Consider the following 17,812-nt stretch of genomic DNA (forward strand, 5'->3'; position numbering starts at 1 on the left):
TACGATAATCTCATTAAGATAGAAAATCATGGATGATGCAGGAGGGAAACATATGTACGCTAATAATGCATATAATGCTTATAAACAAAACAGTATAAATTATGCTTCTAAAGAACAGTTATTGTTAATGCTTGTGGATGGAGCAGTAAAATATGCAAAAATAGGTAGACAAGCTCTAGTAGATAAAGATGTTCAAAAATCTCATAACAGCATAACAAGAACTCAGGATATATTTTATGAGCTTATGGCAACTCTAGATGTAGAACATGCTGGAGAATGGGGACAACAGCTTATGAACATATATGAATTTATAACAAGAAGACTTGGAGAAGCGAATATAAAAAAAAGTATAGAAATTATGGACGAGGTTATTCCATTGATAGAAGATATAAGAAACACATGGTATGAAGCAGAAAAATTATCTAAAGGAAAAAGATAAAAAGTAGGAGGTCTTTAAAGTGAGTTATATGGGTGTAAATCCTGCTAACCAATTGAGAATTACAGGAATGGCAACAGGACTAGATACTGATGAGTATGTAAAAAAGATGACGTTAGCTCAGCAAGCTAAAATTGATAAAGCAAATCAGGATAAACAGTTTACAACATGGAAACAGGAAGCTTATGTAGACGTAATTAAGGATTTAAAAACATTAACCAATGATTATCTAACAATGTCAGGTAGTAAAAGTATAGTGAAAAGTTCTGCTTATGTAGGTTCTAAAGTAACTAGTGATAATGAATCAGTAGCAACGGCTACAGCATTAGCAGGAGCAGTTAATGGTAATTATAAAATAAATGTTACACAGTTAGCTAAAAGCGCTTCGATAAAAAGTGATGCATTAAAGACAACAGAAGGTACTGCTTCAAAAAGTACGGTTTTGTCGGATTTGTCAGGAGTGGTATTAGGTGATGATCCATTTAAGGTTAAATTGAGTGTTAAGATTGATGGGAAAATGGTTGATTCCCACGATATATCTATAGGTAAAACTGATAAAATAGAAGATGTTATGGATAACATAAATAATACAACAATCACATTGACTAGTGATGATGGTAAAACTACAGATAAGCTTTTAAAAGATTATGTTAAGGTAAGTTTTAGTGAATTAACAGGAAAATTAACTATTGAAACTCGTGAAACAGGGAAAGATTCACAATTGGAAATAACAGATACTGCTAGTAAAGATTTTGCAAATTTATTTGGAATTAATGATGGAGATCTTGTTAATCAGAGTGGATTAGAAGCTGTAGTTAAGATAACGCCACCAGGTGAAACTATTGCAACTACAGTAATAAAACATACTAATTCCTTTACTATTGATGGGATTACATATAATCCTAAAGAAGTGGGTGATGCAACTTTAACTGTTAAAGCAGATGCTTCAGAATCAGTGGAGAAAATAAGTGATTTTATAAAAGAATATAATAAAATTGTAGCTAAAGTTAATGAAAAGCTAAAAGAAAAGAAGAGTTATGACTATAAACCATTAACAGAAGCACAGAAAAAAGATATGAAGGAAGACGAGATAAAAACATGGGAAGAAAAAGCTAAAAAGGGACTATTAAAAAATGATAACAATCTTGAAAATATGCTTTCAGCTATGAGAAGGTCATTTTTTGATGGTGTAACAGATGCAGGATTAAATTTATCAGATTTAGGACTTAGTACATCTAGAGATACTCAAAATAAAAGTGGTCAGATTGTGTTTGTAGACTCAAATGGGTATGAAAATGAAGCAGTAGGCAAGGAAAAGTTAAAAAATGCTCTAGAAACCAATGGGGATCAGGTTATGGAATTTTTTAATAAAAGTGCTAGTTCTACATACAGTTCAACTATGAGTTTAACAGAAAGAGAAACAAGATATAGTCAGCAAGGTGTTTTCCAGAAAATTAAAGATATTCTACAGGATTATACTGGAGTCGATGGTGCTTTAGTTAAAAAAGCAGGATATGAAAATTCTAGATGGGTAATAAATAATGACTTGAGTAAAAAAATTGAGGATCAAAATAAACAAATAAAAGAATTAACTAGGAAGTTGTATACTAAACAGGACTATTATTATAAAATGTTTTCAAAACTTGAAACTGCTATGAATCAGATGAATTCTCAGCAAGACTGGTTGGCGTCTCAAATGGGTCAGTAGTGGTAAAAGAACGGAGTTTTTAGGATGAATGATAATTTGAAAGAAAAATTCAACTTATATAAAACTGCTACAAATAATATAATTAATAATTTAGAGCAAGATGATTATGAAAGCTTAAATCATTTGTTCGATAGTAGACAGAAAATTATAGATGAAATAGACAAAATGAAATATTTAAAAGAAGATTTAAAAGCTATAATTGATGAGTTAAAAATACTTATGCTTGAAGAGAAATTAACCAAACTTATGAATGAAAAAAAAGATTGTTTAAGAAGAAAAATAAAGAACATTTCTGTTAAAAGGAATGCAAACAATGTATATAATAAAGGATTTTATTCAAATATAAGTTTTGTTAATAAAAAAGTGTAAAATGTAAAGATATAAAATAATATTAAGACAAATTCAGACAATAATAATTTAATTTATAGTTTAAAATAAAATTTAAATAAAAAATATTAAAAAAGTATAAAGTTACTAAATAATGTTACGACAATAAAAGTATGAACATTTAAAAATTTTAATGATGATTAAAAAGCTATAGCTTTTTAATAATAAAAAGGGCATGGATGCCCTGGTAAAATTCAAGGAGGAATTTTTTATGATTATCAATCACAATATGAATGCGTTAAACGCTCACAGAAACATGATGAACAATGTAGGTAGAGCAGGAAAATCTATGGAAAAATTATCTTCAGGTTTAAGAATCAACAGAGCTGGAGATGACGCAGCAGGTCTTGCAATCTCAGAAAAAATGAGAGGTCAAATCAGAGGTTTAGACCAAGCCTCTAGAAATGCTCAAGATGGCATATCTTTAATTCAAACTGCGGAAGGTGCTTTAAATGAAACTCATTCAATTCTTCAAAGAATGAGAGAACTTGCAACACAAGCATCTAATGATACAAATACAGGAGAAGACCGTGGTCAAATACAAAAAGAAATTAATCAATTGAGTTCAGAAATTAACAGAATAGGAAATACTACAGAATTTAACAAAAAAGCATTATTAAAAGGAGACTTCGATTTTGGAGCAGCAACTTCTGGAGTTACTAAAGCTAGTATAGCTTTAAATGGTTCTACAACAATAACAAATACAGATACTAAAGGAAGTGCTATTGGAGGAACTTATGGTACTGCTGGAGTTAGAGCGCCAAAAGCAACTGCAGCAAGTGCAACAGGTACTATAGATGCTGATGCAATAGCTATAACAGCTTCTAATAATGAATTGAGTATAAAAGTTGATGGAGTAGACCAACACATAGTATTTACTGCTACAGCTGTAGCTGGAAATGATGTTATAGATCAAATTAATACTGGCCTTACAGGTGCTACTGCGTCTTTTGATGCTACAAGTGGAAAGTTAACTATTAAATCTGATACATTAGGTTCAGGTGGTTCTATAGAAGTTCTTGGTGGTAATTTTGCACATGATTTCTTAGATAATAGTCTTAGTAATATAACTAATACTCAAGGTACAGATGCAAATGATGTATGGGTACATGGAGATGTTGGAGCAGAAGTTACAGGTAGTATAGCTGTAGATGATACTACACTTGCAGGTGGTGGTTCTATTACAGTTGATGCAACTCATAATGAGTTAACATTAAATATTAATGGTACAGAAAAGACAATTACATTAGCTGATAAAGTATATGATGCAGCAGATGCAACTCATGATATGGCTACATTAGTTACAGATATTGAAACAGCTATAAATGCTGGTGGTGCGTTTGGTGCCGGTGCAGTGGAAGTATCAGTGGATTCAAGTAATAAGTTGGTTATAACATCTCAAGATTCAACTGTAGCAAGTGGTGTTGAAATAAAAGGTGGAAATCTTGCAGATACACTATTTGGAGCAGTTGGAACTAGAGTAACTCAAGAAAGACAAGCTGCCAATAATACATTAACATTTAAAGTAGATGGAGCAGACCAAACTGTTGCTATTGCAGATAAAACTTATCAAGATTTAGATGATTTTGTTACTACAAATGAAGCCGCATTTACTGGAAAGGGAGTTACTATAAGTAATGAAGGTGGTAAGCTAAAATTAACAAGCAATGCTACTGGAACAAGTAGTTCAATTACTGATTTTACAGACAGCGATTTAACTAAACAATTAGGATTAGTTAAAACTGATGGTGCGGTATTGGATACAGGTAACTTTGTTCAAGGTGCAAATGGAAATACAACTTTAAATGTAACAGTTGATGGAGAAACAGTAGATGCTGTTATCCAAGAAGGAGATTATACAGATAAAAACGTTCTTGCATCAGCTATAGAAAGTGCTATTAATACTGCAACAACAACTGCAGATGATGTAAGCGTATCAGTGAATGCTAACGGTGAGTTAGAAATAACAAGTGGTTCAACAGGTTCAACATCAGACGTAACAATTGGTGCACATGCTACTAAAGATGCAGCTGGTATCTTAGGTTTAACAACAAATACTGTAGTTACTGGAAATGATCAACAAAATACAGAACTTCAATTCCAAATTGGAGCAAATGAAAAGCAATCAATGGGACTTAAGATTTCTGATATGCGTGCAAGTGCATTAAAAATTACAGGAACAGGCGCAGGATTTACAGCTGATACGGGAGTTACTAATGGTAAAGACAGCAATGGAATAGAAAGTGGATTAGATGTTTCTAATTTCGAAAATGCATCAAAAGCAATTACTACTCTTGATGAAGCAATAAACACAGTATCTGATGAAAGATCAAAACTTGGAGCTTATCAAAATAGATTAGAACATACTATAAACAACTTAAGTACTTCTTCAGAAAACTTAACATCAGCAGAATCAAGAATTAGAGATGTTGATATGGCAAAAGAGATGATGACATTCTCTAAAGAAAATATTCTTCAACAAGCAGCTCAAGCAATGCTTGCACAAGCTAAACAACAACCTCAAGGAGTTCTTCAATTACTTAGATAAGCATAAGCAGATAGCTAAAATCTTAAGTAGAGAACCTAAATCGTTGATTTAGTGTGAATCACTTACGCAGAGTGATGATTTTCAGCTAGTCGCTTAGTTAAAAGTTTTTAACTTTTAACTTCATTAACCAATAATTGAAAACTGAGAATGGAGAATTGTTAATATACAATTTCTCAAAATTATATATTAATAAGAATGGTTATATATCAATAGTCGGGGGAGAAATCTTCTCCGGCTATTTTTAAAATAGTTATTTTTAAATTTCCACTCTAAATTTTCAACTAAAAAAACTAGTGTGAAGGGAATCGCACTAAGGATTTTCAAGGAGGAAAACATATGATAATTAATCATAATATGAATGCTATCAATGCTCATAGAAACATGATGAATAATGTAAACAAAGCAGGAAAAGCTATGGGGAAATTATCTTCTGGTATGAGAATTAATACAGCTGGAGATGATGCAGCAGGACTTGCTATTTCAGAAAAAATGAGAGGGCAAATTAGAGGACTTGAACAAGCAGCTAGAAATGCTCAAGATACTGTTTCTTTGATTCAGACAGCAGAAGGTGGTTTAAATGAAACACATTCAATGTTACAAAGAATGAGAGAACTTGCAACACAAGCATCAAATGATACAAATACAGCAGAAGATCGTGGTCAAATACAAAAAGAAATTAATCAGTTGACTTCAGAAATAAATAGAGTAGGTAATACTACAGAATTCAATAAAACAAAACTTCTAAATGGGAATGCGGGGTCACAAATTACGGTACCAACACCAACACCGGGACCAGCTCCGGCACCAGCTCCGGGACCAGCTCCGGGTCCAGTGCCAGGCCCAGGACCAGCGCCAGGCCCTGTTCCTTTAACAGAAACTCAAGAAGATATGGCAACTATAATTAAAGGATTGAAGTCATGGTGGCTTGGTGGTGGAGCTGATATTGTAAAAGATAGTTATGGATTGGAAGTTCCTCCAGGAACAGATATAAAGATTGAGTTTGGTTCGGATTTAGGGGATACATTAGCAAGAGTAGAAGCAATGTATTTAGCAGATCCAAGCAGTTCAACTGGTGCAACAGGAAAAGGAATGGATTTAAAGCTTAGAATTAATCTTGCTAAATTTCAAGATTTAGATTTAGCAACAGATCAAAATGGTGGTACATCTCCTAATTATTTAGACCGTACAATGATTCATGAAATGACTCATGCTGTTATGTCTCAAACAATGAATTTTGGAGAACTTAATACATGGTTTAAGGAAGGAACAGCTGAATTTGCTCATGGTGCTGATGAGAGAGTAAGAGGAAGCATAGCTAATCTTGGAACTGTTGAAAATGTGGTTGCAAAAATTGGAGATGGTATAACTTGGGGCGGCGATAGTGATAGCTACTCAGCGGGATATATAGCTGTAAGATATATGGACAAACAACTTGATGATGCTGGACAAGGTGGAATTAAAGCTGTTATGGATTATTTAAAAGATCCAACAAATCAAGATAAAACTTTAAGTGATGCTTTGAATTCTGTAAGTGGAGGCACGTGGGTTGATGAAGCTGCTTTTATTACTGCATTAAAAAATGATGTTAAAACAGAATCAGATTTATTAAATGAGTGCGGTATAGTATTAGATGGAGCAGGACCAGAAGTTGATACTGGATCTGTACTTGGAAGTAGTAATGGTGGAGCAGTTGACCTTAATTCAGAAGATGTTTTAAAAGAAACTACAGCAGCAGTTTCGGATATTCCAACAGGAACTGAAAGAATTTCAAATTTTGATGTGACTTGGACAGATATTTATACAGAGATGCCAAGTGGTGGGTCTGGAAGTTCAATGGTTATAATAAATGATCTTAGTGAACTAAATTCTATAAATGAAAATGTAGTTGGAACAGGGGATTATGGAGTAACAACTGGAAATATGACTCTACAGAATACTACCAATATTACTAGCACAGATACTAAAGGATATGTTGTAGGTGAAACTTATGGTACTGCTGGAGCCACAGCTGCAAAAGCAGTTGCTGCAGGAGCAAAGGGGAATATAGATGTAAGTGCAGTGGCTATAACTTCAGGAACAAATAATGAGTTATCTTTAAAGATTGATGGTGTAGAAAAACATATAGTATTCAATGATGCAGTTGCGGGCAGTGCTGCTCTTACAGAAATTAATAATAAGTTAAATACAATAGGTGCACACATTAGTACTGAGAATAATAAATTAGTTATTCAATCTAACACATTAGGTTCTACAGGTTCTATTGAAATACTTGGTGGAGGATTTGCCACATCTTTCTTAAGTAATGATTTATCAACTATAACTAATATAGCAGGTACAGATGCAGGAGATGTATGGGTACACGGAGATGTTGGAGCTGAAGTTACAGGAAATATAGATTTATCAAAGCTTAATATTACTCCTATTGTAGTTGATGGAGCTGGGGGCATGAATGAGTTAACATTAAACGTAAATGGTACAGAAAAGACAATTACGTTAGCTGATAAAATTTATAATAATGCAGATGGTACCCATGATATGAACACATTGGCTTCAGATCTTCAAACAGCTGTAAATGGAGCGGGACTTTCTGCAAAAGTATCAATAGATTCAAGTAATAAGTTAGTTATAACATCTACAGATACAAGTGGGACAAGTAAAGTTGAAGTAAAAGGTGGAGGTCTTGCAGATAAATTATTTGGAACTGTTGATACTAGAGTTACTCAAGAAAGACAGGCATCTAACAATACACTAACATTTAAAGTAGATGGACAAGATAAAACAGTAAATATTAAAGAAAAAATTTATCAGGATTTAGATGATTTTGTTGAAACGAATAAAGCTGCATTTGCTACAGAAGGAGTTAGTATAAGTAATGAAGGTGGCAAGTTAAAATTAACAAGCAATACTGAAGGAACAACTAGTAGAATTAATGGCTTTACAGATAGTGATTTAACTAGACAGTTAGGAGTGGTTGAAACTGATGGTTCATCATTAGATGGAGGCAACTTTGTTAGAGGTGCAAATGGAAATACAACTTTAAAAGTAACTGTTGATGGAGAAACTGTAGATGCTGTAATTCAAGAAGGAAATTATACAGATAAAAAACTTCTTGCAGCAGCTATAAAAAGTGCTATTAATAACGCTACAACAATTGCAGCAGATGTAAGTGTATCAGTGACTAATGATGGTAAGTTAGAAATAACAAGTGGTAAAGAAGGTACAGGATCTGAAATTACAATAAGTGCTCATGCTACTAAAGATGCTGCTGGTATTTTAGGTTTAATAACAAATACTAAGATTGTAGGTCAAGATAAACAACAATCACAACTTAGATTCCAAATAGGAGCAAACACAAACCAATCTATAGCTTTAGAAATAGGTGATATGCGGGCAAAAGCATTAGGACTTACAGGAACAGGTGCAGAATTTACAGTGGATGCAGGAGTTACTGATGGTACGGATAGTAGTGGAGTAGAAAATGGATTAGATGTTTCTAATTTCGAAAATGCATCAAAAGCAATTACTACTCTTGATGAAGCAATAAATACAGTGTCCGATGAAAGATCAAAACTTGGAGCTTATCAAAATAGATTAGAACATACTATAAACAACTTAAGTACTTCTTCAGAAAACTTAACATCAGCAGAATCAAGAATTAGAGATGTTGATATGGCAAAAGAGATGATGACATTCTCTAAAGAAAATATTCTTCAACAAGCAGCTCAAGCAATGCTTGCACAAGCTAAACAACAACCACAAGGTGTTTTGCAATTATTGAGATAAGCAGTTTTAATATGTTGAATATGTTAAGAGTTTGAGAAGGTAATTTTTCTAACTCTTTTCCTTGAAAAAGTGATTTTAATATTTGTAGAAACTACATACGGCGAGGTGAATATAAGTGAATAAAGAGAAAAAAATGCTTGTTCCCCAATATATGCATGAATTCAAATGCATAGGTTCTAATTGTGAAGATAGTTGCTGTATTGGGTGGAGAATAAGTATAGATAAAAATACGTATACAAAATATAGAAAGTGTAAAAACAAAGAATTAAAAGAACTATTTGATAAAAGTGTAAAACGTAATCGTTCAAATTCTTCAGAGTATAACTATGCCAAAATAAAAATAAATAATGATGAATTTTGTCCATTTTTAACTGAAGAAAAATTGTGTAGAATTCATTCTGGTTTAGGTGAGGAATATCTTTCAGTTACCTGTACAACATATCCTAGAATGACCAATGTTGTAAATGGTGTTTTAGAAAAATCAGCGACTATGTCTTGTCCAGAAGCTGTACGTTTAGCTTTGTTAAATCCTGAACCTATGCAATTTGATTATATTGAAGTTGATAAAAACACAGAGAATAAAATTGGTAACAATGTAAATACTCATCAAATTTCTGCAGCTAACAAACCGGAAAAATATTTTTGGGAGCTTCGTATTTTTACAATTCAGCTTCTTCAAAATAGGGATTATGAGTTATGGGAAAGACTTATTATTTTAGGAATGTTTTATGAAAAATTAAATAAATACATTAAAGAAGGAAAAGTTAATGAAACACTAAACCTTATTGCCGGTTATACAAAAAATATAGAACAAGGAATTTTCCATGAATATTTAAATGAAATTCCTTCCTATAAAACTGTTCAAATGATGATACTAAAAGAACTAGCTGATGAAAGAATATTAGGGGGTACGAAAAATCAAAGGTATTTAAAGTGTTTTGTAGAATTTATGAAGGGAATTGAATTTACTGTTGAAGCTACAAAAGAAGAAATATCTGAGCACTATGAAAAAGCTTATATTGACTATTATAAACCATACATGGAAAAGCATGAATATATATTAGAAAATTATTTAGTTAATTATGTATTCAAAAATTTATTTCCTGTAAAAGGTGAAAAAGAAATTTTTGATAACTATATGATGTTAGTTATACATTATTCTATGATAAAGATGCATCTTATCGGTATGGCTGGAGTGCATAAAGAAAAATTTTGTATTGAACATATTGTTAAGCTTATTCAATCTTTTTCCAAAGTTGTAGAACATAATAAGATGTTTTTAAAATATATGCATGATACTCTTAAGAAAAATGAAATTGCAAATATGGCTTATATGGCTATTTTAATTAAAAACTAAATGATCTTAATAATGGAGTATAAAGGATTCAAATTATGATGTTAAGCCAATAGACTAAACAAAGTCTATTGGCTTAATTTTTTTAAAGGATTTACAAAATTATTGCAAATGTAGATACTATGATTTTACATTATCATATGGTATAATTATAAAAGTTTTACAAAACTGTAGTTTAAATTGAAAAATGTGTATATAATAGAAAACTTACACCTTTTGTTTTTTTGTAACAAATTATTCAGGGAGGAAATCAAGATGTTAGTATTAGGCAGGAAGCTGGGAGAGTATGTAATAATTGATGAGAATATAAAAGTAGAAGTTATAAAAAGTGAAAAAGGAGATTTAAGACTTGCTATTGATGCTCCAAGAGAAGTGGAGATAGTGAGAGGAGAAATCTGGGAAAATAAATAGAATAGTTGAGAGTTGACAGAGGACAATTGATAGTGAAGGAGGTTATTTTTCATTATATGAAAAATAACAGAAATATGAATTAAACAATTAATATTTAATTGAATATAATAAGTTTAATAAAGAGTTAATTAATTTAGCTAATTACAGGGTGTAATGGATGAATTAATTAACTCTTTTGTTTGTATAGATATTAGAAATGAGATTAAGAATTAGCAATAAAATTTTTTACAAAAAAATTTATAAAAAACTATAAAGAATTAAAAAACAACAACGATAAATGTATTAGTTGGAAAGTAAAGGAGTTACTTACAACCAATAAATATTTTGATAAAAGTATATAAAATGTGTAAAGCTTACTAATTTATATACGAAACATAAAGTATGATAATTAAATAATGAATAATCAAGGATGATTAATAAACCTATTTGATTCTGCAGGAGGCAGAAAGTGAAATGGGCTTATTAATCATCCTTTTTATATTTTGTAATTATTTTGAGGAGGGAACCAAATGTTAGTATTAGGCAGGAAGCCAGGAGAATATATAGTAATTGATGGAAAAATAAAAGTTGAAGTTGTGAAAAGTGCAAAAGGAGATTTAAGACTTGCTATTGATGCTCCAAGAGAGATTGAGATAGTGAGAGGGGAAATTTGGGAAAACAAATAAAATAGTTGAGAGTTGACAGAGGACAATTGACAGTGAAGGAGGTTATTTTTCACTGTGTGAAAAATAACAACAACTTAATAAAAAGACAAGCTCAAGGAGGAGTTAATTAATTCATCAAACCTACAGGAAGTGGGGAAGGGTGGATTGGGTAGCTCTTCTTTTTATTTTATAAAAACTAAAAAAGAGGGTATTTAAGTTCAGAGTAAAAAAGACTTTTTATCTAAGATGAATATATCACTTAAAGAAGCTTCAGAAACTGAATACTGGCTAGAACTTTTAATAGCAACTGATTACATGGATGCTGTTGCATCAAAACATTTGCTTGTTGAATGTAAAGAAATAAATAGAATGTTAAATTCAATTGTTAAAACAACAAAGAAAAACTTAAATATTTTGTAAGTGTGATAATTGATACAGCCTAACGGCTTGCAGCAAAGCTGCTGTTAGAGGATAAAAACAAGTTAGAGCTTTTCTGACATAAGGAAGAAAAGCATCCATAACTGTCCACTGTCCTCTGTCAATTGTCAACTGATTAAAGTGTTATTAGGCTTTATAGCTTGATATAAATAAAAAAGGTGAGCAAGGAAGTTCACCTAAAACAAAATTCAAGGAGGTTTTTTATAATGATAATTAATCACAATATGAACGCGTTAAACGCACACAGAAGCATGATGAGCAATGTAAACAGAGCAGGAAAATCTATGGAAAAATTATCTTCAGGTTTAAGAATCAACAGAGCTGGAGATGACGCTGCAGGATTAGCTATTTCTGAAAAAATGAGAGGGCAAATTAGAGGATTAGACCAAGCTGGAAGAAACTCTCAAGATGGTATTTCTATGATTCAAACAGCTGAAGGTGCTTTAAATGAAACTCACTCAATTCTTCAAAGAATGAGAGAACTTGCAACTCAAGCATCTAATGACACTAATACAAGTGTTGATAGAGGAGAAATCCAAAAAGAAATTAACCAATTAACTTCTGAAATCAACAGAGTTGGTAACACAACTGAGTTTAATACTCAAAAACTATTAAATGGAGATAGAGCAAAAAAGGCATCAGTAGCAGCCACTCAAGGTGAATATAATATCAGTGCAATAGCTGCTGGAACTCTCACAATAGATGGAGAGGATATAACTATAGGTGCAACTGTAACTGCTGCTGCTATACAAACTCTTGTTAATAGTAATACTGCTCTTGCAGCTAAATATACTGTAGGTACAGGTACTGCTAGTGGAACAGTAAAACTTACTCAAAAAACTGGTTCTGATACAGAACCATCAGTAAATGGGGGAACGTTAGCTACTGCTACAACAGGTGTGTCAGCAAAAGATGCAAGTGATGGAGTTACATTCCAAGTAGGTGCTAATGCTGGCCAAAGCATGGTTATTACAATCAATGATATGAGAGCTACTTCAACAGGAACAAATGGATTAAAAATAGCTTCAGAATCAGGAACTTCAGTAACTTCAAATTCAGGTAAAACAGCAAAATATACTACTACTGCAGTAGTTACAGATGGAACAGATAATACTGCTAGATATAAAGCTCTTGATGTATCAACTAACGAAAATGCTAGTGCAGCTATTGATGTTTTAAATGATTCTATTCAATCAGTATCTGCTGAACGTTCTAAGTTAGGTGCATACCAAAATAGATTAGAACATACAATTAATAACTTAGGAACATCTTCAGAAAACTTACAAGCAGCAGAATCAAGAGTTAGAGATGTTGACATGGCTAAAGAAATGATGACATTCTCTAAAGAAAATATTCTTCAACAAGCTGCTCAAGCTATGCTTGCTCAAGCTAAACAACAACCACAAGGAGTACTTCAATTATTAAGATAATTTAGAGGTACAATTATAGCTCTGATATTTTTATCAGGGCTATTTTTATGAGGGCTATTTTTATGAGGGCTATTTAAAAAATATAATATATAAATTTTCTAAATATAATATGTTTGCTATAATATGTTATGTTTAGAAAATTTATATGAAAGAGTGGGGAAAAAGTTTGATTTTAGAAGAAGGAATTAAACAAATCAGAGAAAATATTTTTGATTATAGAGTAGATGAGTTTATCAATGATACAGTTAGTCTCATTGATGAATTGAGTAAAGACTTAAAAAATTTAATTAATGAAGATGAAGTAAAGTTTAATGAAATTATAAATTATATAAATATAAGTTTACAGAATAAAGATTATTTATTGTTAGCTGACATATTAAAGTATGAATTAGCACCATTACTAAAGAAAGAGGTATAATACATGATGTTATATGAAAAAAATCTTGCGTTTTTTAAGGATAAAAGTAAACAAGTTTATAATATTTTATCAAAAGATATACCATTGTATAATTGTAACTTAGAAAAGGTTGAAGGAACTTATAACTATATTCTTGAAAATGATAATAATAGATGTTTTATACATAGTATATACAATATTGAAGATGAGATGAAAATGATGTTTAAAGATACACCAAAGGATATTGAGACAATAGTTCTATTCGGGCTTGGATGTGGATATGCATTGGATTATATGACAGATAATTTTCCAAAACTTAGGAATTTGATAATAATTGAACCATCTCTTCAAATGTTTAAAACTTTGGTAAATTATATAGATATTGAAGAGTATTGTTTAAAAATAAACGCTATTACTTTTGTTGTAAATCAAAGTCCTGATTTTGCATTAAATCTTGTTGCTGAGAATTTATTTAATAATCTAAACATGGATATAGTTTATAATTTGTCATACAGAACTTTATTTAAGGATTATTATGAAACCATCGCTAGTGAAATTTTGAAAAATATTGCTATAAAGAGAACGGATATTGCAACTGTTGTATATGCTGCACATGATTGGTTTATTAATGCAATAAAGAATTTTAAGCAAGAATGTATACCTATTGAAAATATTTTTTCAATTTTCAAAGGTAAGCCTGCAGTACTTGTATCAGCAGGACCATCTTTGAATAAAAATATCCATCTTATTAAAGAATTAAGTAAGAAGGCAATTATTGTAGCAGTAGGTTCTGCTATAAAAATATTAGATCATCATGGAATAGAACCACATTTTAGAATGGCTGTTGATGGAAAAGAGCATGAAAAGAAAATGATTTTAGATGGAGTAAACATTCAACATATACCATTACTTTTTGGAAATAAATTATATAGAGGTATACTTCCGAAATATAAAGGGAATAAAATTCGTTTTATTGAGCATACAGATTATATTGGTAAGTATATATATGAAAAAGCTCAAATACCATATACAGAAATACGTATAGGTTCGTCAATTGCCAATGGTACATTAAGCTTATTTTGTATAGCAGGCTGCAGCAAAGTGATATTTCTTGGACAAGACTTATGTTACACTGATGGAGAATTACATGCAAAAGGAGCATATAACAATGCTTATGAGGAATTAGGTGGAAATTTAAGTGAGTTTATAAAAACAAAAGATATATTTGCAAATGAAGTTTATACTAAAACGGCATTTTTATCAGTAAAATACATGCTTGAAGAGGTTTTAAGCTGTTATCCTGGTATCCAATTTATTAATGCCACTGAAGGTGGAATTGGAATTGATGGAACAGAAATAAAAACTCTTAAACAAGTGCTGGATGAGGATTTGAAAGAAAATTTAAATATTAATATAAACGAATCTGTTAATGAATTTTTCAAAAACAAAGAAGGATATATGCGTAAAATTAAAGAAACAGTTGATGAAATGGAAAAATATATTTTAGAAGTTTTAGAAGTAAATGAACAAAGAAGTAAATATTTAGAAAAAATAAAGAAGAATATAAACAAAAACGTGAATGTAAATAGAATTTTAAATGATTTTAATTATTTAAATACATTTGAAAATAAATTAAATGAAAATAAGCTTTATACGAATGTTTTATTGATGTCAATTTTAGAAATTATTAAATCAATAGAACTGACTTTTAGATATAATGGTGAAGATAAGAAAAAGCAAGCAGAGGCTATGTACAAGATATCATCAAGTGTATTTATGGTTGTAAAACAATATGGTAATCTCGTAAAAGAAACAATAGAATCTATTAAGTAAAAATATAAAATGAGGTTTAAGGAGATGGTTTAATTATGGATAAGAAAATAGTCGCATTACTTCCAATTAAAACTTATTCAGAAAGAGTAAAAAAGAAGAATTTTAGGGAGTTTTGTGGTAAACCCCTTTATACATGGGTTCTTGATAAGTTATTGAAATCTAAATATATTAGCAAAATAGTAATAGATACGGATAGTAAGTATTTATTAGAAATATTGGATAAAAAGGATGATAAGATTTTTCTTATTGAAAGACCGGATAATTTAAGAGGTGGATTAGTACCTATGAATCAAATTATACATTATGATATTTTACAGTGTGAAGAGAAGTGTTTTTTACAAACTCACTGTACTAATCCTTTACTAAGTACAGAAACAATTGATAAAACCATAGAGACATATTTTAATAATTTATTAGAATATGATTCTTTGTTTACTGTTAACAAAATACAAAAAAGACTTTACAATATAAATTTACAACCAATTAATCATAATCCCAATGAGTTATTAAGAACTCAAGATTTAGAACCTATATATGAAGAAAACTCTAATATATTCATTTTTTCAAAAGCGTCATTTGAAAATAATAACAATAATAGAATAGGAAAAAAGCCTTATTTATTTGAGCAAAACTATTTAGAATCCCTTGATATAGATACAGAAGAAGATTTTATTATTGCAGAATCTGTGTATCAGAGTACTAGTATTAATTTTGAATGTTAAGGAGGAACTATATGAATAATATAGAAATTTTAGATTCTACACTAAGAGATGGAGGATACGTAAATAATTGGAGGTTTAATTCTTATACGGCATCTAAAATAGTAAAATCATTAAATCAAGCTAACATTGATATAGTAGAGTTAGGTTATGTTAATGATACAAAAGGAGCCTCAATAGATTCTACGTTATTTAGTAATATAGAAGATATAAAAAAGATCTTATATACAAACAATACCAGTAGATATGTAGTAATGATTAATTATGGAGATGTAAATATAGAAAAGGTACAATATAATCAAGAGATATTTGGTATAAGGTTAGCATTTCATAAAAAAAATTGGAAAAAAGCTCTAATTGATGCTAAAAACTTAATAGAATTAGGATATAATGTGCTTATACAACCAATGCTTACTATAAATTACTCTGATATAGAGTTATTACAATTAATTAATGAATGTAATAAACTTAATATATATGCATTTTATATAGTAGATAGTTTTGGTTCAATGAGACAAGAGGAAGTTTTAAGATTAGCTTATTTAATAGATAATAATTTGAATAAAGAAGTAAGAATTGGATTACATTGTCATAATAATTTGCAACTTGCCTACTCTAATTCGATAAAGTTTATTGAATCAATTTATAATAGAAACTTAATAGTTGATACTTCTGTTTTGGGAATGGGTAGAGGTGCTGGTAATTTAAACACTGAACTTTTTGCTGACTATTTAATTCGAGTTTGTGGAAAAAATTATAAAATACAACCCTTGTTAGACATTATAGATAGCAACTTGAGTATTATATATAGGGATAATTATTGGGGGTATTCTGTTGGTCATTACATTTCAGCTATATATAATTGTCATCCTAATTATGCAACTTATTTAGTGGAAAAGAAGACTTTATCGATTAATAAGATTGAACAAATAGTTAAAGCAATTAAAGATGAAAAAAGAGCAAATTACGATAAGAAATATATAGAAAATTTATATACAAAATATAATTCTCAAACTGATACAGTAAAAAGTATGATTAAAAATCTTGAAAATTATATAAAAGATAATGAGGTATTATTGATAGCACCTGGAAAAAGCCTATTAGATTATAAAGAAAAAATAAAATCATTTATGAATAGCAGAAATCTCATAGGAATATCAGTAAATCATATTTCTGATATAGTTAATACGGATTTTTACTTTTTTAGTAATGAAAAAAGATATAATGAGTATATTAATCAAATAAATCAATTAAAAATAGATAATAAAATAATTACAACATCTAATTTAAAAGATTTTAACTCAATATTAGTAAATTATAAAGAGTTGTTAGGAATTACACATGAAGCTAAAGATAATTCAAGTATTATGCTATTAAATTTATTGAACAAATTAAAAGTAAAAAAAGTATATATTGCGGGAATTGATGGCTATGATTATAGTGAAAATAGCTATATATCAAACAATATGGAGTTAGCGTATAGTAAAGAAAGAGTTAAAAATTTAAATAAAGATATTAAGTTAGAACTATTTAATATAAAAAATAATTTGGAGATTGAGTTTATAACACCATCAAGATTTGATTTGCCTACATATATGAAAGAAGTAGCCGTAGATTAGAGTGTGAAATTATATTTAATTTTTTACTAGATTACGAAAATTTGTAAATAGATTAATGAGTATAATAAGTAAAATTATTATTTTTAGCAACAACTCTTATTAAGT

Annotated in this window: 12 protein-coding genes and 4 pseudogenes; all 16 read left to right on the forward strand. The window is 30.0% G+C overall.

Translation table 11 applies throughout. The features are described 5' to 3' along the window. Positions 1-52: 52 nt before the first annotated feature. The 16 genes and pseudogenes from fliS (at position 53) to OW763_RS04830 (ending at position 17,707) form a co-directional block, all read left to right on the forward strand. Positions 53-439, forward strand: a complete 387-nt coding sequence (gene fliS / locus OW763_RS04755; RefSeq protein WP_268039938.1) for a flagellar export chaperone FliS — start codon at positions 53-55, stop codon at positions 437-439. Positions 440-467: 28 nt separating this feature from the next. Further along, entirely contained in the window at positions 468-2,144 is a 1,677-nt protein-coding gene (gene fliD, locus OW763_RS04760) for a flagellar filament capping protein FliD (protein WP_268040630.1), read from the forward strand. Between the two features lie 24 nt (positions 2,145-2,168). After that, positions 2,169-2,513, forward strand: coding sequence for a flagellar protein FliT (locus OW763_RS04765; protein WP_268039939.1), 345 nt, complete (start codon positions 2,169-2,171; stop codon positions 2,511-2,513). A gap of 229 nt (positions 2,514-2,742) precedes the next feature. Continuing rightward, a pseudogene (locus OW763_RS04770) lies at positions 2,743-3,163 on the forward strand (flagellin N-terminal helical domain-containing protein); the annotation flags it as partial. A gap of 1,517 nt (positions 3,164-4,680) precedes the next feature. Beyond that, positions 4,681-5,079 (forward strand): flagellin, encoded by a 399-nt coding sequence (locus OW763_RS04775; RefSeq protein WP_272507360.1) that lies wholly within the window; start codon positions 4,681-4,683, stop codon positions 5,077-5,079. Positions 5,080-5,415: 336 nt separating this feature from the next. After that, positions 5,416-6,882: pseudogene (locus OW763_RS04780) on the forward strand (flagellinolysin); the annotation flags it as partial. Positions 6,883-8,589: 1,707 nt separating this feature from the next. Beyond that, positions 8,590-8,862: pseudogene (locus OW763_RS04785) on the forward strand (flagellin); the annotation flags it as partial. Positions 8,863-8,977: 115 nt separating this feature from the next. Continuing rightward, positions 8,978-10,219 carry a flagellin lysine-N-methylase gene (fliB, locus tag OW763_RS04790; RefSeq protein WP_268039940.1) on the forward strand — a complete coding sequence of 414 codons (1,242 nt, stop codon included), beginning with the start codon at positions 8,978-8,980 and terminating at the stop codon, positions 10,217-10,219. A 252-nt stretch (positions 10,220-10,471) separates the two neighbouring features. Then, positions 10,472-10,627: a carbon storage regulator gene (locus OW763_RS04795; protein ID WP_268039941.1), complete on the forward strand. Its 156-nt coding sequence runs from the start codon at positions 10,472-10,474 to the stop codon at positions 10,625-10,627. A gap of 509 nt (positions 10,628-11,136) precedes the next feature. After that, entirely contained in the window at positions 11,137-11,292 is a 156-nt protein-coding gene (locus OW763_RS04800) for a carbon storage regulator (RefSeq protein WP_268039942.1), read from the forward strand. A 198-nt stretch (positions 11,293-11,490) separates the two neighbouring features. Continuing rightward, a pseudogene (locus tag OW763_RS04805) lies at positions 11,491-11,691 on the forward strand (four helix bundle protein); the annotation flags it as partial. 224 nt (positions 11,692-11,915) lie between these two features. After that, entirely contained in the window at positions 11,916-13,139 is a 1,224-nt protein-coding gene (locus OW763_RS04810) for a flagellin N-terminal helical domain-containing protein (protein ID WP_268039943.1), read from the forward strand. A gap of 166 nt (positions 13,140-13,305) precedes the next feature. Beyond that, positions 13,306-13,557, forward strand: a complete 252-nt coding sequence (locus tag OW763_RS04815; RefSeq protein WP_268039944.1) for a hypothetical protein — start codon at positions 13,306-13,308, stop codon at positions 13,555-13,557. A gap of 3 nt (positions 13,558-13,560) precedes the next feature. Next, the gene (locus OW763_RS04820) at positions 13,561-15,369 is read left to right on the forward strand and encodes a motility associated factor glycosyltransferase family protein (protein ID WP_268039945.1); all 1,809 of its coding nucleotides are present in this window, start codon (positions 13,561-13,563) and stop codon (positions 15,367-15,369) included. Positions 15,370-15,404: 35 nt separating this feature from the next. Further along, entirely contained in the window at positions 15,405-16,091 is a 687-nt protein-coding gene (locus OW763_RS04825; protein ID WP_268039946.1) for an acylneuraminate cytidylyltransferase family protein, read from the forward strand. An 11-nt stretch (positions 16,092-16,102) separates the two neighbouring features. Next, entirely contained in the window at positions 16,103-17,707 is a 1,605-nt protein-coding gene (locus OW763_RS04830; RefSeq protein WP_268039947.1) for an aldolase catalytic domain-containing protein, read from the forward strand. Positions 17,708-17,812: the final 105 nt, after the last annotated feature.

The organism is Clostridium aestuarii, assembly GCF_026735135.1.
In the GTDB taxonomy this organism is placed as follows: Bacteria; Bacillota; Clostridia; order Clostridiales; family Clostridiaceae; genus Clostridium_H; species Clostridium_H aestuarii.